This is a genomic window from Leucobacter viscericola (assembly GCF_011299575.1).
In the GTDB taxonomy this organism is placed as follows: domain Bacteria; phylum Actinomycetota; class Actinomycetes; order Actinomycetales; family Microbacteriaceae; genus Leucobacter; species Leucobacter viscericola.
This window is the reverse complement of record NZ_CP049863.1, coordinates 3135096-3151899: the sequence shown is the minus strand read 5'-3', so window position 1 is coordinate 3151899 and position 16804 is coordinate 3135096. Positions and strand designations below refer to the sequence as shown.

The following is a 16804-nucleotide window of genomic DNA, read 5'->3' as shown; positions in this document are numbered from 1 at the left end:
GATGTCGTATTTGACTCAGGCGAAGCTTGCCGGGGATCAGTTGATTATTCAGCGGGTGACGGCGTGTGCCGCTTCTGAGGGGGTTCCTGATGCGCCGTTTTGGGCGTCGCAGCAGGGGTGGAGGTTGTCGGCTCAGCCGGGGTGGGATGCCGCGTATGAGTCTGCACTGGCTAGCAAGGTGTCGGAGCCGGGAGGTGATAGCTCGGTGATTAGTGACGGCATGATTCTTGCCGCGGTGCAGGCGATCCGTAAGGCTGAGTCACCCCCAGATCCACCGCAAGCCGAAACCAACTAGACCCCGCCAGGTAGCGGGGTTTTTGCATGTAAGGAGGGGAAATTCATGGCGCAACTTTATTACCCGCTCGATCCGGCGCTCGTGTCTGAGTGGCCTGGGCCTCGTGACGGCGGCAGTTGGTGGCATTACGGCACCGACTTTGCTGTTGGGGTTGGGACACCACTCGCGGCGAGCTTTGATGGCCAGGTCGTGTTTGCTGGCGGCGACGGCGCGCGAGGCCAGATTAACGGGGTTTGGGCGAACGGTGAAGGCCTCACTGTTGATATTCGCCGCTCTGATGGCCTAATCGCAAGGTACGGGCATCTGTCACGTATCGATGTGCAGTACGGGCAGTGGGTGACCGCTGGCCAGATCATCGGCCTATCCGGGAACTCCGGCTACACGACCGGGCCGCACTGCCACTGGGAACTCCGGTGGGATCGTGCATGGTCCGGCGGCGCATGGGCTCACCCACACAACCTCGGCGCGATTGCGCTACCCAAACACGCTGCACCGGCTAAGCCCGCAGCACCAACACCAAAACGCAAGGAGCACAACATGTTGATGGCATTCTACGAGCATGCAGCGGGCAAAGGTCAGGGCCGCTGGCTCATCTTCGGCCCCAAGTTCCAGATGGAACTCTCAACCCAGCGCGCGGCTGATGCGTTCGCGAAGCAGCTCGGAGTGACACCGTTTGTTACTGATGGCGGTGGCTGGGCGAAGTTCAAGCGAGTCTCGAAATGACCGCAGCCCCGCCCGGTGGAATCGGGATGGGTGATCTCTGGAAGCAAGGCCAGAACACCCAGGAGCGGCTTGCAAAGCTTGAAGTGATCGTGGAGCGCCTCGCGAAGGTCGATGAGCGTCTTGATTCGCATTCCAGTAGGTTGCGCATGATCGAGGGCGCGACGATTCGGCAGGAGGGCGACGCCGCGGATATTCGCTCGCTCGATACCCGTGTAACAACGCTCGAATCACAGCTTGGAACGGTTGGCAATCAAGTCTCACGCTTCTCTTGGCTGCCAACTGTTGTTGTCGGTGTGATTGGCGCTGGCGGTGCAACACTTCTCGCACGTCTGATTAACGGAGGATAAGAACATGAAACCTACAGAGTTCGCGCGCCTCGGCGCGTATCTGATCAGCGCGGCCACAGGTGCCGCACTCGCCATTATCGGCGGACTCAACGGCGACGGAGGGCTCGTGACCGCGGGCGTCGGACTTCTCGGAGTTGGCAGCCTCGCTGGCGCGAACATCACACGTACCGGCAGCGACACCGAAGACACGGTGTGACCCTTGCTCCCTCGCTTGACCTACGGGTTGAGCGAGGGGGTTATTTTTGTGTCCGGTGCAGTTTGCCGTGTCAAAGGATCCTGTTTCACAAACAACAAGAGGTGGGACCCGGATGGCCCCACCTCTCATTTACCTGCCCCGCTGATTAGGTGGCGAGTTCTTTGTGTCCGTCTGGCACGCTCATGCCGGTTTGGACTTCAATCTTTCGTGGTTTTGCCTTCTCGCTCATGGGAATAATGAGACTGAGCACGCCGTTCTCGTAGTTTGCTGAGATTGCGGTAGTGTCGACTCCTTCACCGATGCTGAACTGTCGCAGGTAGCTTCCCGCTGGTCGTTCTTTGGCGAGCCATTTCACGCCGTCTGTTCGCGCGGTTGTCCGGTTGGCTCGGATGGTGAGGATTTGTCCGTCAACATCAACGTCGATAGATCCTGGGTCCATTCCTGGGAGGTCGGCGTTGAGCACGTAGGCGTTGTTGTCTCGATAGAGATCGACTGGCATTGCGCGCATCGGTGATCGTTGCGTCACGCTGTTGGCAATGCGTTCCATCTCGGTAAAAGGATCAAAAGACATGGACATAATGAATTAATCTCCTTCCAAGTGTGGTGCTTGAGCTTGGGGCGCTCAAGTGGTTTTAGATTAGCACTCGCTACCTGAGAGTGCTAATAAAGGGTGCTGGAAAATTGCTCAAAAGTGGCTGCTCAGCGATGAGTGTCAGACAGTGCCCAGTAAGAGAAACTGGAAGTAACCAAGTAAGCTCCCTCTCGCGTTCGGGCGAGGGGGTCTTTTGTGTTTACTGGTAGCCGCCTGGCCCGATTCCGCGGTTGCTTTGCGTGGTTGGGCGTGTGCTTGGCCACGGTACGGTTTTCTCGGCCTCGGTCAGTCCGTTGTAGATCCCTGTCATGCGGCGCTGTGCGGGGTCGGATTCCCATTTCATCACCATGTAGCGGTCCGCGCCGGTTGTGTCGGTGATTTTGTGGATGATGGCCTTGGGGTGTTGCCTGATCTCGCGTAGCACGATCCATGTGTTGGTGTCGATTTGGATCAGGTTGTCGATGTATTTCATGGTGCTCTCCTGCGGTCAGGAGTTGAGGGTACGGCAGGGGGCTGACATTCATGCCGCGGTGAGTGTGCGTGAGATTTCGTCGGAGCCGTGCTGCACCTCTGACACGAGCGATTCGTCGCCGGGACGCTTGGGGTCGAGCCAATCGGAATACAGGTCTTGTGGGAGCACGAGCGGCATGCGCGGCCAATAGTCGGCGGCTTCGCCTACGGAGTCGCGGGTGACCATCGAGTAAGTGACAAGCTCGGTGCCGTCTTCTCGAGTAACGGTGTTGGTGAGTGCCGCGATGCCGAACGGCTCATGCTCTGGGAGGTGGAACTTCCCGCCCTTTTCGACGTACCAGGATGCGGGGAGGATTGCGCGGTGCTGAAAGGGGCGCTTCCATGACCGTAGGAGTTTGTCATCGCGCGAGTTGAATGCCGAGAATTTCACCGGGCCGCTGCTGTCGAGCCAGATCCACCACCACGCCATCAGCAGCTCACGCTCCCCCGATTCATTCGCACGGATAATCGGGTTGAGGTTGACTGCGTTCTTGCCGGTGATCTTCGCGCTCCCGCTGCGCTGCTCCATCCACTCAGACAGAAGCGCTTGCGAATCCTTCTCGCTCAGAGGCTCTAACCCGTCCGGCAGCTCGATCCGCTCACCTGATCCGCTGAGTCCGTATGATGCACACATGCAGGCAGAATACGCCCCTGAGCTGATCCGAGGCTAGGGGGTTTCGGGTTCCCAAGGTAGCCGATCCGGGAGCGGCGCGAGGATTCTGCCCTCACCGCATTCGCTGCACCGGAGCACGCTCGCGCTCTCCCTGCCCATTGGTCCACCGCACTTCAAGCAAGTCCACATGCACCCAGCTTGCCCGCGCTTCACGCCCCGATGTGGCGGTTACGGGAATCTGTGGATAACTTACTCTTTGATCCAGGAGATGATGAGCGCGTTTTCCGGGATCACGCACGCTGACTTTGCGGCCTCCCATGTCTCGCCCTCGCCCGTGACCTCCACCATTTCAAAGGTGGAGAGGTCACGGGTGTGACGATCCTCAGGCGGGACCGCGTTAGCTTCGAGAGCGAGATGGGCGCGAGCAATCATGACCCCAGACTAGCCCGCATCGACCGCCCGGACGGTCGAGCACGGTGCGAGCTCACCGCACGACACGCATTCCTCGTCTCGATGACTAAAGCGTCGGTCGCGTGACGGCTCAACTGGTACATGATGTAACGCGCGTACTCTCTCGATGGCGGCGCGTGCTTCTCGGAGCTCAGCGATCAGGGCCCGCACATGTGGGCTATGCTTCGCCACCGGCATGCGTTCTAACTCGTCAAGATCAAGCTTTCCGCTCACCATTCCACTCCCGCCCAAAGTCCAGCGATAAACAGGGTCACGGCAACCGACCCGCACCACACTGCTACACGCGCGGATGTCGTTGCCTTCCGATCATCAATCCCGCTCTCAACACCGGCATTTACTAAGCCGCCAAAAGCGACGATCGCAAACGGGAGCGCGGACAGCATTAGCGCCACGGTTACGCTCATTTCTCTTCCTCTCGTTGATACGGGTTTGTCTGCGCGGCAAGCTTCCCGAGTGGCGCGAGTAGCGTTGACGGTTCCTTGTGCCCCACATAGGCCGCCTCGGCCGCTTCGTACAGCGGGTATGCAATCCGAGCAAGATCGCCCCATGCTTTCTCGGCGGCGGCACGCTCAACCTCAGCAAGCCACCGATCAAACCCTCGCGCTGCCGCTCGCTCATTCGCTGCCGCATTGATCGGGTCGTGGTACTCACCTACTGGGTCGCTCGCATACCCTGAACGCACTTGTTCCGTGGTTGGCGTGTATCCCTCACTCACTACGATCACCCCGCCTCTCAATGAAGACTCCTGTGCGCCCCCTGAGCACCCAGACGAGTGCCACGAGGCGCGCTACCGCATACATTCGGACTTTCGCGGGTGTTGTGAGGCGCGTATTTCCCCATTCGACCAGGTAGGGGAATTTGCGCGGGTTCGAATACCTCCGTTCGTGGCGGTATGGTCGTTGCCGCCACACGACACGCTCACTCATCGCCCACCACCTCGTAGCCAGAGGTCTTTGCCTTCGGTCATCTTTCGCGCGATATTGCGGCCCACCGAAGCACCACTTATCTCTGAGCTATCCACCCACGCCAGCGGCAAGAGCTCACAAACAATCTCGGCGAGTTTCGCTTCGTTTACCGTTACCGGCTCTACCGGCGAGGCAAGTGCAGCCCGTAGTTCCTCGTTCTCGCGGTGTAGACGGTTGTTGCCTGCGTTCTGCCGTTCGCAGTACTCCACCACCTGTTTCCACATGATGTCGCGCACGCTCGGCTTGTACGCGTCTGGGTTCCCGGCACACCCCATCGCTTTCCACACACGCTCCAACGCCTGCTTCTCGCGTTCGAGCCTGATAGCAGTCACGCAATCAGGGCACTCCCCAGAGTTCATGTGGTTGCTACCCACAAGCCCAATTCCATTGCAGGTTTGGCATGTTGGTGCGGGTGGGGTGACACCAGCAGCAGGGAGGGCGGAGCCCTCAGTAAAACCGTCTATCCACGCATCCTCAACGTTTGAGAATGGGTTTCCGTCAATGAATACCCCGCTAGCAACTTTCTTGGCCCGTTCCCGCTGTTCTTCGCTAGGCTCACCCACCAACAAACCAGCAAGCCGGAGAGCATCAAGCCCCGCAGCTACTCGCTCGCCCTCTTTCCCTTCCGCATCAGCCTCATGCCAAGCGGCCTTAAATACCTGCTCTGCCGTCTTAGTCATCGCGACACCACCGTGATCGGGAAACGGTCGGGGTGCTCTTGGTACTCCGAGGCCCACGACATGACCCACTCGGGAGGTGCCGTAACGGTAACCGCGTAACACTGCATCACGTCGCTGGCTTCATATGCGGGGTCGTAGCCCGCGTTCTTACGGTCGTACTCGTTTACCGCTGCGGCGTAGAGTTCGGGGTCGATGTGCCCGAAGGCCATCACATAGTCAGCTTGCTCGTCCTCCACCAACACGACGCCGAGCACGGTATCTCCTGAGCTGGGTGTGAAATCTTCTTGCGTCAGAGCCGGGTAAATCTTCACTTCGTTCATTTCCGATTCTCCTTCAGTTGTGATCGTGGTCGCCTTGCTCATCCCTCGCCCCTCTCCGGTGCGGCAGAATCCATCTCTTCAAGCTCACGCTTGACCTTCTCCACTCGGGCTTCCCCCTCACGCACCCGTGCCCACTCCGCATCATCCGCCCACCACGGGGTAGTGGTGGACACGTAAGGCGAAGTCTTAACGTCGTCTGGTTTCTCGCTCATCCCTCGCCCCTCTCCGGTACTGGAATCCAGTCGTCTTCGTTGCCGCAGATTGTGCATTTTGCGTACTTGCAGGTGTCTGGGTCGCCTTCACCAACTGGGAATGGGTAATTACAGAAGCCGCATTTGTGCGACGGTTTTGGTGCTGTCTCGGGTACAGCAGCACGAGAAAGCGCGATACCCACAAGTGAGTCGATAATCTCGTCATCGTCAGCCGCGAGCGAGAAGTCATCCAGACCCATCGTCCCGTGACTCCACGCGGAATGGTCACGACTGCACCAGTAGATTTCCTGCCCGAGGTATTCGCGGAATTGTGCAGCTAGCATTTTTCGGTCGTTCTCGTCTGGTGTGTCTGGTGTCGCTTCCAAAGCGTCAGCAGCGCGAGTAATTGCCCGCTTTGCCTCGTCGGGAATCGAGAGGTTGAACTGCGAGTCTGCCAACTCGCGCAACTTGTCGATCTGTGCGCGTTTCTGTTCTGGTGTCATCGTCATTTCGTTTGCCCTTCCTCGCAGCATTTCCCGCAGCACGGATGCAGCCACCTGCTAGCGCACGCCGGGCCACAACAACCCTCCACGCAGCCCTCTTCACTCATTTCCGCGGTCCTTCCTGCGCCTTCTTGACCCGTGCAACCATGTCGCTCACTCCACGCTGCAACTCTGCTGCCGAGTACGTGTAGTTCTGCTCGCCCAATCGGAACAGCGTTTCGATCTGGGGTCGTGGGTTGTCAGGGTTGAGGCGTTCGAGGTCTTCGATAGATTGCACGTCTTCGTATGGTGAAGGGCAGGAGCACCCGCTGTCCGTGCCGACGTAGAACACGCGTTTATCGGTGATCGATTGCCAGACCATCACGTAATCGAACTGCCAGCAGCCGTCCGAGAGGTCGAACTCATCGACCTTGATCATCCCGAAATCTGCGGGATTGTCGTGGATATTTTTCATTTCGTTTGTCCTATCTGCGCGAGAACCCGCGCCGCGTCAGCCTCGGCTTCACGTAGCCGCTCCCCCAAGATCACGCACTCGTCTTCCGTGAGTTGCGACTGGTCACAGTTGGCCAGGTCGCTCGCGGTCGCCGTGTTGCCCATCGTTGGGCGGCGACCTAACGACCTTTCGATCTTGAGTGCGGCATCTCGAATGTTGGTGCCCGCCACCAGGTAGGCACCTCCGCGCGCAAACCTGCTCGCGAACGCGTAAATCTTCATCAGCTTCTCCTTTAACGCCTGCGGGGGCCACACGATGCGGCCCCCGGGGTACGAAAATGCCCCGCTCTCTTGGCGGGGCTAGATACTGCGGTTGGTAGGGGCTAGCGGTACACGCCCGTATGTTTCGGGATGTCCTTTTCGTCCATGCGCGAGTTCGCGTCATCGGGGTTTAGGTATGCCTCGATGATCAGATCAGCCCAATACCGATCTCCGATTTCCCATCCAGCGAGCCTACGGGCCGCTTTCATTCCCGCTTTGTCAGGTGTTGCACGCGAAGTCATTTCGTCACGTCCCCTTAAAATGGCTGTTCATCGTCAAAGCCGTTTTGAGCGCCTGCCGGTTGCCCCCAAGCACTCTGCCCCTCGGGTGCCCCTGAACTCGCGCCAGACCCGGCACCGGCTGCGCTGTAGCTGCCAACCTGCCCTCGGTCCTGACCCCGGGTGATCTGTGTGGTTGCGAATCGGAGTGATGGCCCGATCTCTTCAACCTCAAGATCCAACGACGTGCGCTGTACGCCTTGGTTGTCCGTGTACGACCGCTGCGTCAACCTGCCCTGCACAATCACGCGAGTGCCCTTCGTCAACGACGCAACAATGTTGTCGGCATACTCACCATATGCACGACACCCCAGCCACAACGCTTCACCATCCGACCAGTCACCGGACTGGCGGTCACGCACCCTTGGTGTCGAGGCGATACGGAACGTCACCCACGACTTACCGGCCTGCGACACGCGAGGCTCGGGGTCGGCAACAAGGTTACCGACAACAGTGATCAGCGGCTCACCGGCCATTATTTCGCCTCCTCTGAGATGTGCTTCGGGCCTCGGTTTCGCGATGTGCCGCCCTCCGACAGCAACCGGTACGTTTTGCCGCCGTCATCGCTGAACGCTTCCGAGTTGCGCTTGTTCTGCCACAGTGCGTCAGCAACGTTCACCCACTCTTCGGGAGAGTTCGTGAGAGGCCGCAGGTTCTTGAACTGCAACAGATCATGAATGACAGGGATCGCCACCGAGGCAGACCCTCCACTGTGCCCCATGTCCGCGAACGCCTGTACAACGTTGAGGTATCCCTGAACTGTCTGCGGTTCTTCTCCGAGCAGTTCCAGCTCACGTCGTGCGTGTTCTACCAAATTACTCATTGTCTAGCTCTCTTTCTGCGCGGTTTTCCACGCGTCTAATGCCCATCTCTGGGCGGATAGTTCTTCAAGCGAGGGCAGCGTGTTTGTTGGCACGCTCAACCCTCGACGGGTGAGGCTTTCCCGCGGGCGCTCCATGAGCAGGGCGTCGCGGTTCTTCACGACATGCCACTCTCGTGACACCTTCGCCGGGCTGCAGGACAGCAGGAACAGTGCGAGCGGATCTAGGTCTTCCCCGGCCATGATGGTCCACACCTTTCGCATGCCTCATGTCGGGGTAGCCCGTGGGGGCAATACTGTTTTTGTCGCCTGGCCGCTGTGCGTGCTTCTTTCGCGGCACGCACCGCGGCTTCTTCCTGAGCTTCTCGGTCAGCTGCACATGCACGACATGGTTGGTCGTGATCCCAATGTGAATGTTTTCCACAGGTTTTGGGAGGGGCGGCACCCCCCTCTTCTTCGTTAGAAGAAGAGGGGTCGGGTCGGGTCGGGTCGGGCCGGGCCGGGGGTAGCGAACTCACACCGTCGCTCACACCATCTGTCACGCGTGACACTTGCTGTGACTGACTGCGCTTATTCTCCCGAGCTTCACGCACACGACGCTGACGCTCACGCGCATCAGCACGACGCTTCTTCACCGTCTCCGACGTCTCCTGATACTCATCCCAATCGTGAAACCGCCACCCCTCGGACTCATCTACCCAAAGCCCCGCAGCTACAAGCTCTCCCGCAGCGTCACGATCCCCCAGCAGACGCAGCACGGGAGCTTTGATCACCCCATCCGTGAGGTGCTGACACGAGTAAGCGCCTGCACGCACCCACAACGTCACCGCAGCATCTGAGAGGGTCGCCGTTTTAGGGTGCGACCAAAACCCGTCATCAACCTTGAACCACGCCACCGACATCCACCTCCCTTCGTTCGTTGGGGTGGTCTACGATCCTGATAGCGACCGCCTCACGCAGAATCCACGCCTGCCCGCCGTACCCGCGCCGCTCCATATCGTGAGCATCATTGACCATCTCCGGGCTAGAGAACTTGGTTAACGCGATCCGGGCAGCCATCAAATGCTGGTATTCAAGCGCAGCCAGAAACACCGTCACCGGCTTATCCTTCGCCAAAGCGTCAGCGGCAAACCCTTGTAGTTCGTCCTGCGTGTACCGCTCAGCACACACAGTAACTAACCGATCCGGCGTAAACGCATCCATCTAGGTCACCTCCGTTACTTTCCAGTCGTCAGTCAGCTTCACGAACCCGTGCACGGCATGCTCGATAGGCACTTCGGTTGGGTCGGCGTGAAGACTGATCTTGATGCCTCGCCGGATCGCTTCCGCTTGAAATTCGGGGTCCGACTCGATGAGCCCGTTAATGAGCGATTCGAGCCACACCACGTTCGAGCCACGGTGCTTGTCTTTGCGTCCGCCCATGCCGCCCTGACGATGCTGCGGCACCAGTTCGGGGCAATCCTCACCAGTCCATGCAGACACGTGACCGTCACGCCCTTCGAGATCACGAAGCACTGCTTTCGGTGTGTGCTTACTCATCAGGCGTTCCCCTCGTCCACCCTGGGAACAGGTCAGTGCAGTGCAGGTTTTCGCCAGCAGCGTGCGCGGTCGGTCCGTAGTACGAGATCCCGTCGGGCACCTCGACCACCCACCAAAACTCGTGACGCTTCCGGCAGTGAAAACACCAGCGTGTGCCGAGAGATTCACGGGAGTATTCGCGCATGTCCGTTCCGCAGATCGCGACGTTTCCAGACTCAGCGCACCAATCAGCCGTTTGCGTCAACTGGGTTCCTCCGCTCTTTCCGTGTACGCACAAGGGCCGGAGTCAGTACGACCCCGGCCCCGACACTGCTCACAACTAGGCAGCGGGTGGAACATCATTTCGACACCTCAATGGCTCCCGCAAATTCAGTGATGAGCTTGCGAGATTCTGCACTCAACTCATCCACGATGTACGCAATTTGCATCCCAGGGTTGTGCGAACAGGCCACGTTGAGGCTGTGTAGAAACCCGTTCAGAAGTGCACCTTGAACCTCGTTGCTTGCAGGACCGAAATCACGACCGATCGCTTCTGCATATTTGTGGTTGGCGGTTACCAAGTTCTCGCTCATCACTTCTCCTGTGTTGGTTCCTCTGCGGTCGGCGTGCTCAGCCATGCTTTGCGCTCGTTCTTCGCTTCGATAAGCCCCGGATCGTTAGCGAGGCCTTCCTGCTGGATTCGCTGCCATACCCGCTGCAGCTTGTCCATCGACTCAGCAGAATCGATCCATTTCGCAGCCTGCGCCGCATTTACGGCAGGTGTTGTTGCGAGCGGTTGCACGATGAACTGGGCCCGCTTCCCGCGAGCCACCGCCAATATCGGGTCAACCGCCTTGTCAATATGCGACATGTGGCTAATCCGAATCCCGCCGACCTTGCTCTTGCCGAAACGAACTTCTGGATCGGCGTAGAGGCGCATCTGCCGCCCCGTGTAGGCTTCCGGGTTTGGACCCCACGCAGCCACCATGAGGCGACGCATCGTCTTTCCAGGCCGGTACGTTCGTCCGGGGAACTCGGCGAGCTCGAAGAACACGGGCTGCTTCGTGGTGCCGCGTTTCCGACCCGTGATCGTGACGACCTGCGGACCGCCGATGAAGTCTTCTGCGTTCACTTGCTCACTATTGGGTTCGATACTCATCTCACTCATAACTGCATTTCCTCACTCTCGTATTTGTCCTGAAAGTCGTAGACTAACCGCATTGACGGCTTGATCTTTGTGATGCCTTGTTCGAGATAGCCGGGCCATTCGCCGGACTCCATGCAGCGCCGGTATCTGTCCACTGCTTCGAGCGCTTCTGTCTCGCCGAATCGGGCATAGTCCTCAAGCTCGTCGAACCTGATGACATTGACAAGGTAGGGAGGCGCCTTCTCAACCACGACGAAAATCATGTCCCGTTTCTCGCCAGTGATGCGCTCAAGAATGTCCGTGTAGTGGCCGTACTGAATGTGATAGCCAAAATTCTCAACCGACGAACGAAAACCGAACGGTGACGCATCCAATGTGGTTTTCAGATCGACCGCGAAACCGCCCTCAGAGGGAAGATAGTCAAACCTTCCGCGGCGCTTTACTCCATTGAGCTCGTGGAAGATGGACACTTCGGCATTGCCCTCGCGCTCAAACAATCGGCGTGACTCCGGCTCCCGCAACACGGCCTCAGCCATACAGTCCGCCTGCAGTGCTTGAGCGGGCGTGAGGATGATGTGTCCCGCCTCTCGCATTTCGTTCTCCCACAGCACTGTTGCGGCCTTCGTGGACACGTTGCCTGATGCTGTCAAATGCTCGTTGGGATACTCAATAAATTCAGCACCAACCCCGAGCACTTTCGTGTGCACCGCCGTCCCGAGATCGAACGCGGGACGGTGGACCCGGTTCCCGTCGATCACCTGATATTTGAACTTCGCGGCGCATTCGAGAATGAGCTTGGCTCCGGCTGATGACAGCTCATCTCTCGGCGCGTGGTACTCGGCTTCGGGCATCCCGTACACGACACCCTCACGCCTCATTTGCTCGCTCAAGTGCTCGCTCCAATCTGTCGTCTTGAACCTTGTAGTCGTTCGCGAGGTCTTCCGCGGCGATGCGTTGGTACTCGGGATCGTCCCGAAGGTCATCAGCTGCGTCCGCCCAGTCCCGTTCGGGTTCGCCTCGGTCACGCATCGCGCACCTTCTTTCTGGGGCAGTCCTCACGCCCATACGTGAACGGGTTCGCACACCGCCCGCACCTGTGCTTCCGTTCTGGCTGCATGACCGCGGAAACAGTAAGCCCCGCACCATGAGGCTGGTACGGGGCAATGTTGTAGCGCTTCGGCGCAGTCATACGCTCAAGCTCCTCATCAGTCACCGTTCCCTCCGATCCTCAAACACCGACACATCAACACCCGCCGGGTTGAGATCGTCCGTGAATGACTCGTACATCGACACTGCAGTTACGCGAGAATCGTCACGAATCACACCCGACTTCGTGAGCGCATCCATGACCGCACGCAGCAACTTGTCGATGTCCGGTTTCGTGGCCGGTAGATGGAACTTCGGCTTCTTCGGGCGCGGCATGAAGAATGTCACGTGCAGTTCCACGGGACAGTCAAACCCGACACCACCCGCCTCGAGCAGCGCCGCCTCAGCGACACTCTGAACGAGCGCGCGCCACGGCTTCAACTTCGCACCATTCGCGTCACGCAGCCACGCCTTACCGCCACCCTGCGCCACCGTCTTAGAACCCTGCGGCACCGGCACACCATCAACTCTGAACGTAATCATTTACGACACCCCAACCACTCCACGAGCACTGCCCGCTCCCGCCAACCCACGCCAGCAAGCACGAGCACCGCTACCGGCACCGCGATCACCGCATCAATCTGCTCAGTCATCCGACTTCGCCTTCTTCCAACGCTTCACGGTAGCTTTCCCGAGATCCCGCAGCCCCTTGTACTGCAACACCCAGAGCTCCTGCGTATCCTCGTCAGCAACCCATCCGGCGCGACGTCGCTTTACCTCAGCCATCAACGTGCCGAGCGTGCCATCCCAGCACCCCACGTTGAGGCGATGCTTGCCGTTCTTGGTGCGAACGAACGTTGCGGTAACGCCTTCGGATCCAATCGGGCCTACTACGAGGTAGTGCCAGTGCTTTTCGAGATCCGCGTTGCCGGACACCTCCGCGTCGCCGGACACCCTCGCGTCGCCGTACACCCTCGCGTTGCCGGACACCCTCGCGTTGCCGGACACCCTCGCGTTGCCGGACACCCACGCGTTGCCGGACACCCTCGCGTCGCCGGACACCCTCGCGTCGCCGGACACCCTCGCGTTGCCGGACACCCACGCGTTGCCGGACACCCTCGCGTTGCCGGACACCCTCGCGTTGCCGGACACCCTCGCGTCGCCGGACACCCACGCGTCGCCGTACACCCACGCGTTGCCGGACACCCTCGCGTCGCCGGACACCCACGCGTCGCCGGACACCCACGCGTTGCCGGACACCTCCGCGTTGCCGGACACCCACGCGTCGCCGGACACCCTCGCGTTGCCGTTGGGTAGGTCTGCCGACTCTACCCAGCCTCCGAGATCGCCTTTACGGATACCGCGGCGAGGAATGTCCTCGGTCGCACGGATCTGATGGACCGTAACCCCGAGCCGCCCCATACGCGACTCGCCTGTAAGTTCAAACTTCTTCTCCACGACTACCTTCTCTCTACCTAGATGAGGGCGCACATCGCCCAGTGACGGTTGGGGATTCGAACCCCACGTGTGCCCGGGTATCCCAGTCGGCACACGGCACCACACACCGCCCACCCCGCGAACGGGGCAAAAATCATGCCTGAGGTTCCACCCCCAGGACTTCCGCAGGCTTGCCAGCCCGACTCGCGCTCGGTACTCCGTTACTTCCACAAGCGCTCCCCACACACAACGCCCTACACGACGGGTCATTACTCCACGCCGCAACCTCATGTGCTGGTTATCTGTTATTGAATTACTTCGCCCGCTGTCAGTCATGGCCAGCCCGATGAAGGGGTGACTCGTGACGATGGACTCGTCGTGAAACTGCCGCGTATGACCGCGACAGCCCCGTTTTTGGGTACAAAAAGCACCGGTAGGGTCGAAACCCTCGAAATTTTCAAGAGGACTAGGCTGAAACTGTGGCAGAAATCATTTACAACGTCATCGCAACCGCAGCCCTAGTCATTGCTGTAGCCGGATGGATCGACAACCGCCGACGCATCGAAATGAAATCACTCAAACTGAAACTCATCCACCAGACCTCCCTGATGGACGCCACCATCTACCGACTAACCAACGTCGGCGAAATAGACGTGAAGGTATTCGGCGTGGAGTGCGAGGACCGCATCGGACGCTTCCAGGTGTCAATGCAAGAACCTGAGGAGATACTGCGTCGAAATCTCCACTATCCAGTGATGTTCCACATTGACGCGCATACTCGAAAACATCCAGAGCATGTAGACGTGAGCTACCGGTCCTGGACCGGAAGGCGGAAATTGCTTGCCGTTCCCGTTCAGCCTGAGCCTCCCTACGATCCGCTTGCCACGAATCAATCAACGTAGCCGCAAAGAACCCGATAGCCAGCAACGCACACACCTGACCAAACCAAGCACCCATCACGCCACATCTTCTCTACGCGACTTCATGACCTTCATCTGGTGACGTGTCTCACACAAACACCAACCCGTGACCAGCATGATGACCGCGGTCAGTACGCCAATCATCAGGACACCGCCTTCACTGCCCGGTACACGCGAGCCTGACGCCCGTAAACCGTTGCACGTGTCTCGCCGGTAGCCTCAACAAGTCCCCGATCCTCAAGCTCAGACACCGCAGACCGGATCCGCGACGGCGACCAAGTACCCGACAGGAACTCCTCAAGCGCCCCCTGCGTGATGCCGTGATCCATAGTGCGCTCGATAGCCTCCAACACGGCAGCCTGCGACGCATTCACATTCACCGACCGGCCCGCATCAACCGACGTAACCGGATCAGAAGCACGCGACCTTGGCGCGGCACCATCCAACACCATGCTGCTCATCATGCCACCGCCTTCTCGGCGTAACGGTTCACGAAATACTGCTGACCCTTGCCCGTCACCTTCGGCGTCTTAGAGATCGTCACATGACCATCCGAATGCGTGACCGCGGTCTCCTTGATCTCGAACAAGCCAAGCTCCATCGCATACTGGGTCGGCATGTTCCGGTCAGACCCCGCACGCCGGATCAGGTAACCCTCATCACGCAACACCTCAAACAACCGGTTCTGCCCAATATCGACACCATTACCGCGGAGAATCTTCGCGAGCTCCCCAACGAGGATCGTGGACTTCGACGCCGCCACCGAATCAGCAAACAATACCTTCGGCGCATCCTCCACAACCTTCGCCTCAAGCTCGGCACGCTCAGCCTCAACCCGCGCCGCGAGCGCCAACGCCTCAGCAAACGACTGCGGAACCTGATGCTGCACACCATACGAACCCGTGCGTCGAATCTCCGGCAGCACCTTCTCGAACAGCCACCGCTCAAACTGCACTGCCGCGGGGAGCTTCGAGGACACGATCAGGCGCATAACATCAGCCTCACCAATCACACGAGCCTGCTGAACGCCGCCCTTGGTCTGAAGGGGGTGGTGTTTCGCCACCCCCTTGCAGTGCTGCTTGATCGCGTTCGCTACGTCGGCGTATCCGAGCACTTGGGCGATGTCGCGAGCAACGAACCATGTCTCGCCGTCGATCACCACATGACGGACATCCCAGCCTTCAAAGTTGAAAGTCTCTACCGCGTTCACTTTGCTGCTCCGTTCGGGTAGGAAATGGACTCGACGCTCACACCCAGCGCGGACGCTATTCGCCGCAAGACTGGTGGCGATGGCTGACGCGAACCGTTCAACAGCTTTGTGAGATAGCCCGGGTCAATATCGACCCGCTCAGCGAGCACACCTTTCGGTATTTCTAGAAGCGCACGAATCTTGTCAACGGCGGCACCCATAAGAAGGCGTGCGGGGGCCGGAGAAGCAGCCCCCGCACTGGCAGCGTTCAGATCGCCGCCGTTCTCCGCTACGGTCGAAACAGGGCTACCAGGCGTCCCCTCGCCTAACCCACAACCGAACGGAGAAGAACAATGAGTTGGAACCTCTACTACCACGGACAACACGTCGGATCGGGAATTGACGACGCGACCAAAGCCCACATGGTTGACATGATGGAAACCGCAGCAGCAGACGGACAGATCGCCTGGCTCGCCACAACCCACCCTGACGGAGACAGGCTCGAACTCGCCTACACGCCCGGCGTACCCGTCATGTTTATCAACTCGAACAGGTGAACACGAGACTTCCCACTCAACACCAGACTCACGAAACTTCGTGAGGCCTATCGTGCGGGAAGCTTGATTGGCTTCATTGAGATACTTGTCGATCTCTTCCCGCACGATCTCACGCAGTGCCTCATAACCGAGGCCTCTGCTATTCTTACTCTCAGACATTGATTGCCTTTCTAGTTATCTGTCTCGCCCGGTGTTCCAGCACCGGGCTCTTTGTTTTCCAGCCACGCAATAACATCGCGGCGGAAGTACCTGTAGAAGCGATTCGGGAGCTTCGGATGCTGAAAGGCTGGGCCTTCACCGTCCACTCGCCAGCGTTCAAGTGTTCGCACCGACACGTCGAGCACCTCAGCTAGCTGTCCGGGAGACATGATCGCTGGCACGTCCTCGAACCCGCCAGGCTCCGCAACGCGGGCCTCTCGTTCGCCAGCGAGATCAATCACGGCGCTCATGCCGCTGCTCTCCTTTGTTCTTCATTCGCAGAAGGAATGAACGAACGCACACTAACGCCGAGCGCTTCCGCGATGATGAACAGCTCATCAACCGTCATTGGCGCTTCACCCCGCAGTTTGTTCGAGAGCCGCGAAGATGAGAATCCTGTTGCCCTGCAAATGTCCGATTGTCGCTTTCCCTGGCGGGCGATCTCTGCGCGAACCTCGCCAGCGACCTGATTTCGCTTCGTATTGATCTCCATAT

At 59.2% G+C, this 16804-nt stretch carries 35 protein-coding genes; 7 read left to right on the top strand and 28 right to left on the bottom strand.

The annotated features are described in order from the left end of the window. The first annotated feature begins 1 nt into the window (after position 1). The 4 genes from G7068_RS13730 to G7068_RS13715 are packed head-to-tail and all read left to right on the top strand — an operon-like array spanning position 2 to position 1561. The gene (locus G7068_RS13730; protein WP_166292479.1) at positions 2 to 295 is read left to right on the top strand and encodes a hypothetical protein; all 294 of its coding nucleotides are present in this window, start codon (positions 2 to 4) and stop codon (positions 293 to 295) included. A 45-nt stretch (positions 296 to 340) separates the two neighbouring features. Continuing rightward, positions 341 to 1018: a M23 family metallopeptidase gene (locus tag G7068_RS13725; protein WP_166292478.1), complete on the top strand. Its 678-nt coding sequence runs from the start codon at positions 341 to 343 to the stop codon at positions 1016 to 1018. Beyond that, positions 1015 to 1365 (top strand): hypothetical protein, encoded by a 351-nt coding sequence (locus tag G7068_RS13720; protein WP_166292477.1) that lies wholly within the window; start codon positions 1015 to 1017, stop codon positions 1363 to 1365. The genes G7068_RS13725 and G7068_RS13720 overlap by 4 nt, the downstream gene beginning before the upstream one ends. 4 nt (positions 1366 to 1369) lie before the next feature. After that, positions 1370 to 1561, top strand: coding sequence for a hypothetical protein (locus tag G7068_RS13715; protein WP_166292476.1), 192 nt, complete (start codon positions 1370 to 1372; stop codon positions 1559 to 1561). Positions 1562 to 1706: 145 nt separating this feature from the next. Here the strand turns inward: G7068_RS13715 and G7068_RS13710 are convergent, their stop codons facing one another. The 15 genes from G7068_RS13710 to G7068_RS13640 all read right to left on the bottom strand — a co-directional run bounded on the left by G7068_RS13710 (position 1707) and on the right by G7068_RS13640 (position 8521). Next, positions 1707 to 2138 (bottom strand): Hsp20/alpha crystallin family protein, encoded by a 432-nt coding sequence (locus G7068_RS13710; RefSeq protein WP_166292475.1) that lies wholly within the window; start codon positions 2136 to 2138, stop codon positions 1707 to 1709. Positions 2139 to 2352: 214 nt separating this feature from the next. Further along, the gene (locus tag G7068_RS13705) at positions 2353 to 2625 is read right to left on the bottom strand and encodes a hypothetical protein (protein WP_166292474.1); all 273 of its coding nucleotides are present in this window, start codon (positions 2623 to 2625) and stop codon (positions 2353 to 2355) included. A gap of 48 nt (positions 2626 to 2673) precedes the next feature. Next, complete coding sequence (locus G7068_RS13700; RefSeq protein ID WP_166292473.1) at positions 2674 to 3297, bottom strand: SOS response-associated peptidase family protein; 624 nt, start codon at positions 3295 to 3297, stop codon at positions 2674 to 2676. A gap of 228 nt (positions 3298 to 3525) precedes the next feature. Beyond that, entirely contained in the window at positions 3526 to 3708 is a 183-nt protein-coding gene (locus G7068_RS13695) for a hypothetical protein (RefSeq protein ID WP_166292472.1), read from the bottom strand. Positions 3709 to 3956: 248 nt separating this feature from the next. Then, on the bottom strand, positions 3957 to 4151 hold the full coding sequence (locus tag G7068_RS13690; RefSeq protein WP_166287167.1) for a hypothetical protein: 195 nt from the start codon (positions 4149 to 4151) through the stop codon (positions 3957 to 3959). Beyond that, a complete protein-coding gene (locus G7068_RS13685) occupies positions 4148 to 4462 on the bottom strand; it encodes a hypothetical protein (RefSeq protein ID WP_166292471.1) in 315 nt (104 codons plus the stop codon). Before G7068_RS13685 ends, G7068_RS13690 begins: the two co-directional genes overlap by 4 nt. Before the next feature lie 207 nt (positions 4463 to 4669). Next, on the bottom strand, positions 4670 to 5392 hold the full coding sequence (locus tag G7068_RS13680) for a hypothetical protein (protein WP_166292470.1): 723 nt from the start codon (positions 5390 to 5392) through the stop codon (positions 4670 to 4672). After that, on the bottom strand, positions 5389 to 5712 hold the full coding sequence (locus G7068_RS13675; protein WP_166292469.1) for a hypothetical protein: 324 nt from the start codon (positions 5710 to 5712) through the stop codon (positions 5389 to 5391). The genes G7068_RS13680 and G7068_RS13675 overlap by 4 nt, the downstream gene beginning before the upstream one ends. A 38-nt stretch (positions 5713 to 5750) precedes the next feature. Further along, on the bottom strand, positions 5751 to 5924 hold the full coding sequence (locus G7068_RS13670) for a hypothetical protein (protein ID WP_166292468.1): 174 nt from the start codon (positions 5922 to 5924) through the stop codon (positions 5751 to 5753). Beyond that, a complete protein-coding gene (locus G7068_RS13665) occupies positions 5921 to 6412 on the bottom strand; it encodes a hypothetical protein (RefSeq protein ID WP_166292467.1) in 492 nt (163 codons plus the stop codon). The genes G7068_RS13670 and G7068_RS13665 overlap by 4 nt, the downstream gene beginning before the upstream one ends. Positions 6413 to 6509: 97 nt before the next feature. Then, positions 6510 to 6860 carry a DUF7574 domain-containing protein gene (locus G7068_RS13660; protein WP_166292466.1) on the bottom strand — a complete coding sequence of 117 codons (351 nt, stop codon included), beginning with the start codon at positions 6858 to 6860 and terminating at the stop codon, positions 6510 to 6512. Beyond that, entirely contained in the window at positions 6857 to 7120 is a 264-nt protein-coding gene (locus G7068_RS13655) for a hypothetical protein (protein WP_166292465.1), read from the bottom strand. Before G7068_RS13655 ends, G7068_RS13660 begins: the two co-directional genes overlap by 4 nt. Before the next feature lie 295 nt (positions 7121 to 7415). Continuing rightward, positions 7416 to 7913: a single-stranded DNA-binding protein gene (gene ssb / locus G7068_RS13650; RefSeq protein ID WP_166292464.1), complete on the bottom strand. Its 498-nt coding sequence runs from the start codon at positions 7911 to 7913 to the stop codon at positions 7416 to 7418. Further along, positions 7913 to 8260, bottom strand: a complete 348-nt coding sequence (locus G7068_RS13645; RefSeq protein WP_166292463.1) for a hypothetical protein — start codon at positions 8258 to 8260, stop codon at positions 7913 to 7915. Before G7068_RS13645 ends, ssb begins: the two co-directional genes overlap by 1 nt. A 3-nt stretch (positions 8261 to 8263) precedes the next feature. Continuing rightward, positions 8264 to 8521, bottom strand: coding sequence for a hypothetical protein (locus G7068_RS13640; RefSeq protein ID WP_166292462.1), 258 nt, complete (start codon positions 8519 to 8521; stop codon positions 8264 to 8266). A 404-nt stretch (positions 8522 to 8925) separates the two neighbouring features. Here G7068_RS13640 and G7068_RS13635 point away from each other — a divergent pair, with 404 nt between their 5' ends. Then, positions 8926 to 9096 carry a hypothetical protein gene (locus tag G7068_RS13635; RefSeq protein ID WP_166292461.1) on the top strand — a complete coding sequence of 57 codons (171 nt, stop codon included), beginning with the start codon at positions 8926 to 8928 and terminating at the stop codon, positions 9094 to 9096. Between the two features lie 37 nt (positions 9097 to 9133). Here G7068_RS13635 and G7068_RS13630 read toward each other — a convergent pair whose 3' ends face one another. From G7068_RS13630 to G7068_RS13595, 8 genes are all read right to left on the bottom strand, one after another. Beyond that, on the bottom strand, positions 9134 to 9460 hold the full coding sequence (locus G7068_RS13630) for a hypothetical protein (protein ID WP_166292460.1): 327 nt from the start codon (positions 9458 to 9460) through the stop codon (positions 9134 to 9136). Further along, on the bottom strand, positions 9461 to 9796 hold the full coding sequence (locus G7068_RS13625; protein WP_166292459.1) for a hypothetical protein: 336 nt from the start codon (positions 9794 to 9796) through the stop codon (positions 9461 to 9463). Positions 9797 to 10134: 338 nt separating this feature from the next. Next, complete coding sequence (locus tag G7068_RS13620; RefSeq protein WP_166292458.1) at positions 10135 to 10368, bottom strand: hypothetical protein; 234 nt, start codon at positions 10366 to 10368, stop codon at positions 10135 to 10137. Next, the gene (locus tag G7068_RS13615) at positions 10368 to 10943 is read right to left on the bottom strand and encodes a hypothetical protein (protein WP_166292457.1); all 576 of its coding nucleotides are present in this window, start codon (positions 10941 to 10943) and stop codon (positions 10368 to 10370) included. Before G7068_RS13615 ends, G7068_RS13620 begins: the two co-directional genes overlap by 1 nt. Continuing rightward, the gene (locus G7068_RS13610; protein ID WP_166292456.1) at positions 10940 to 11812 is read right to left on the bottom strand and encodes a PD-(D/E)XK nuclease-like domain-containing protein; all 873 of its coding nucleotides are present in this window, start codon (positions 11810 to 11812) and stop codon (positions 10940 to 10942) included. Before G7068_RS13610 ends, G7068_RS13615 begins: the two co-directional genes overlap by 4 nt. Beyond that, entirely contained in the window at positions 11790 to 11951 is a 162-nt protein-coding gene (locus G7068_RS13605; protein ID WP_166292455.1) for a hypothetical protein, read from the bottom strand. Before G7068_RS13605 ends, G7068_RS13610 begins: the two co-directional genes overlap by 23 nt. A gap of 180 nt (positions 11952 to 12131) precedes the next feature. Beyond that, on the bottom strand, positions 12132 to 12551 hold the full coding sequence (locus G7068_RS13600; RefSeq protein ID WP_166292454.1) for a RusA family crossover junction endodeoxyribonuclease: 420 nt from the start codon (positions 12549 to 12551) through the stop codon (positions 12132 to 12134). 102 nt (positions 12552 to 12653) lie between these two features. Further along, entirely contained in the window at positions 12654 to 13466 is an 813-nt protein-coding gene (locus G7068_RS13595; protein WP_205881304.1) for a polymer-forming cytoskeletal protein, read from the bottom strand. Positions 13467 to 13924: 458 nt separating this feature from the next. On the opposite strand from G7068_RS13595, the gene G7068_RS13590 reads away from it, so the two are divergent. Continuing rightward, positions 13925 to 14347: a hypothetical protein gene (locus G7068_RS13590; RefSeq protein ID WP_166292453.1), complete on the top strand. Its 423-nt coding sequence runs from the start codon at positions 13925 to 13927 to the stop codon at positions 14345 to 14347. A 161-nt stretch (positions 14348 to 14508) separates the two neighbouring features. On the opposite strand, the gene G7068_RS13585 is transcribed toward G7068_RS13590, so the two are convergent. The 3 genes from G7068_RS13585 to G7068_RS16690 are packed head-to-tail and all read right to left on the bottom strand — an operon-like array spanning position 14509 to position 15775. Then, on the bottom strand, positions 14509 to 14829 hold the full coding sequence (locus G7068_RS13585) for a MarR family transcriptional regulator (protein WP_166292452.1): 321 nt from the start codon (positions 14827 to 14829) through the stop codon (positions 14509 to 14511). Then, positions 14826 to 15575, bottom strand: coding sequence for a phage antirepressor KilAC domain-containing protein (locus G7068_RS13580; protein ID WP_166292451.1), 750 nt, complete (start codon positions 15573 to 15575; stop codon positions 14826 to 14828). The genes G7068_RS13585 and G7068_RS13580 overlap by 4 nt, the downstream gene beginning before the upstream one ends. Beyond that, positions 15572 to 15775, bottom strand: coding sequence for a helix-turn-helix domain-containing protein (locus tag G7068_RS16690; protein ID WP_166292450.1), 204 nt, complete (start codon positions 15773 to 15775; stop codon positions 15572 to 15574). Before G7068_RS16690 ends, G7068_RS13580 begins: the two co-directional genes overlap by 4 nt. A 132-nt stretch (positions 15776 to 15907) precedes the next feature. Here G7068_RS16690 and G7068_RS13570 point away from each other — a divergent pair, with 132 nt between their 5' ends. Further along, positions 15908 to 16111 (top strand): hypothetical protein, encoded by a 204-nt coding sequence (locus G7068_RS13570; protein WP_166292449.1) that lies wholly within the window; start codon positions 15908 to 15910, stop codon positions 16109 to 16111. Positions 16112 to 16281: 170 nt separating this feature from the next. Here G7068_RS13570 and G7068_RS13565 read toward each other — a convergent pair whose 3' ends face one another. Beyond that, complete coding sequence (locus tag G7068_RS13565) at positions 16282 to 16560, bottom strand: helix-turn-helix domain-containing protein (RefSeq protein ID WP_166292448.1); 279 nt, start codon at positions 16558 to 16560, stop codon at positions 16282 to 16284. Further along, positions 16557 to 16802, bottom strand: coding sequence for a helix-turn-helix domain-containing protein (locus G7068_RS16685; RefSeq protein ID WP_425280480.1), 246 nt, complete (start codon positions 16800 to 16802; stop codon positions 16557 to 16559). Before G7068_RS16685 ends, G7068_RS13565 begins: the two co-directional genes overlap by 4 nt. Positions 16803 to 16804 lie beyond the last annotated feature (2 nt).

Excerpts from the sequence above, each read along its gene's own strand:
- G7068_RS13730 (WP_166292479.1), top strand. The coding sequence starts at position 2 with ATGTCGTATTTGACTCAGGCGAAGCTTGCCGGGGATCAGTTGATTATT.
- G7068_RS13725 (WP_166292478.1), top strand. The coding sequence starts at position 341 with ATGGCGCAACTTTATTACCCGCTCGATCCGGCGCTCGTGTCTGAGTGG.
- G7068_RS13720 (WP_166292477.1), top strand. The coding sequence starts at position 1,015 with ATGACCGCAGCCCCGCCCGGTGGAATCGGGATGGGTGATCTCTGGAAG.
- G7068_RS13715 (WP_166292476.1), top strand. The coding sequence starts at position 1,370 with ATGAAACCTACAGAGTTCGCGCGCCTCGGCGCGTATCTGATCAGCGCG.
- G7068_RS13710 (WP_166292475.1), bottom strand. The coding sequence starts at position 2,138 with ATGTCCATGTCTTTTGATCCTTTTACCGAGATGGAACGCATTGCCAAC.
- G7068_RS13705 (WP_166292474.1), bottom strand. The coding sequence starts at position 2,625 with ATGAAATACATCGACAACCTGATCCAAATCGACACCAACACATGGATC.
- G7068_RS13700 (WP_166292473.1), bottom strand. The coding sequence starts at position 3,297 with ATGTGTGCATCATACGGACTCAGCGGATCAGGTGAGCGGATCGAGCTG.
- G7068_RS13695 (WP_166292472.1), bottom strand. The coding sequence starts at position 3,708 with ATGATTGCTCGCGCCCATCTCGCTCTCGAAGCTAACGCGGTCCCGCCT.
- G7068_RS13690 (WP_166287167.1), bottom strand. The coding sequence starts at position 4,151 with ATGAGCGTAACCGTGGCGCTAATGCTGTCCGCGCTCCCGTTTGCGATC.
- G7068_RS13680 (WP_166292470.1), bottom strand. The coding sequence starts at position 5,392 with ATGACTAAGACGGCAGAGCAGGTATTTAAGGCCGCTTGGCATGAGGCT.
- G7068_RS13675 (WP_166292469.1), bottom strand. The coding sequence starts at position 5,712 with ATGAACGAAGTGAAGATTTACCCGGCTCTGACGCAAGAAGATTTCACA.
- G7068_RS13670 (WP_166292468.1), bottom strand. The coding sequence starts at position 5,924 with ATGAGCGAGAAACCAGACGACGTTAAGACTTCGCCTTACGTGTCCACC.
- G7068_RS13665 (WP_166292467.1), bottom strand. The coding sequence starts at position 6,412 with ATGACGATGACACCAGAACAGAAACGCGCACAGATCGACAAGTTGCGC.
- G7068_RS13660 (WP_166292466.1), bottom strand. The coding sequence starts at position 6,860 with ATGAAAAATATCCACGACAATCCCGCAGATTTCGGGATGATCAAGGTC.
- G7068_RS13655 (WP_166292465.1), bottom strand. The coding sequence starts at position 7,120 with ATGAAGATTTACGCGTTCGCGAGCAGGTTTGCGCGCGGAGGTGCCTAC.
- ssb (WP_166292464.1), bottom strand. The coding sequence starts at position 7,913 with ATGGCCGGTGAGCCGCTGATCACTGTTGTCGGTAACCTTGTTGCCGAC.
- G7068_RS13645 (WP_166292463.1), bottom strand. The coding sequence starts at position 8,260 with ATGAGTAATTTGGTAGAACACGCACGACGTGAGCTGGAACTGCTCGGA.
- G7068_RS13640 (WP_166292462.1), bottom strand. The coding sequence starts at position 8,521 with ATGCGAAAGGTGTGGACCATCATGGCCGGGGAAGACCTAGATCCGCTC.
- G7068_RS13630 (WP_166292460.1), bottom strand. The coding sequence starts at position 9,460 with ATGGATGCGTTTACGCCGGATCGGTTAGTTACTGTGTGTGCTGAGCGG.
- G7068_RS13625 (WP_166292459.1), bottom strand. The coding sequence starts at position 9,796 with ATGAGTAAGCACACACCGAAAGCAGTGCTTCGTGATCTCGAAGGGCGT.
- G7068_RS13620 (WP_166292458.1), bottom strand. The coding sequence starts at position 10,368 with ATGAGCGAGAACTTGGTAACCGCCAACCACAAATATGCAGAAGCGATC.
- G7068_RS13615 (WP_166292457.1), bottom strand. The coding sequence starts at position 10,943 with ATGAGTGAGATGAGTATCGAACCCAATAGTGAGCAAGTGAACGCAGAA.
- G7068_RS13605 (WP_166292455.1), bottom strand. The coding sequence starts at position 11,951 with ATGCGTGACCGAGGCGAACCCGAACGGGACTGGGCGGACGCAGCTGAT.
- G7068_RS13600 (WP_166292454.1), bottom strand. The coding sequence starts at position 12,551 with ATGATTACGTTCAGAGTTGATGGTGTGCCGGTGCCGCAGGGTTCTAAG.
- G7068_RS13585 (WP_166292452.1), bottom strand. The coding sequence starts at position 14,829 with ATGATGAGCAGCATGGTGTTGGATGGTGCCGCGCCAAGGTCGCGTGCT.
- G7068_RS16690 (WP_166292450.1), bottom strand. The coding sequence starts at position 15,775 with ATGGGTGCCGCCGTTGACAAGATTCGTGCGCTTCTAGAAATACCGAAA.
- G7068_RS13570 (WP_166292449.1), top strand. The coding sequence starts at position 15,908 with ATGAGTTGGAACCTCTACTACCACGGACAACACGTCGGATCGGGAATT.
- G7068_RS13565 (WP_166292448.1), bottom strand. The coding sequence starts at position 16,560 with ATGAGCGCCGTGATTGATCTCGCTGGCGAACGAGAGGCCCGCGTTGCG.
- G7068_RS16685 (WP_425280480.1), bottom strand. The coding sequence starts at position 16,802 with ATGGAGATCAATACGAAGCGAAATCAGGTCGCTGGCGAGGTTCGCGCA.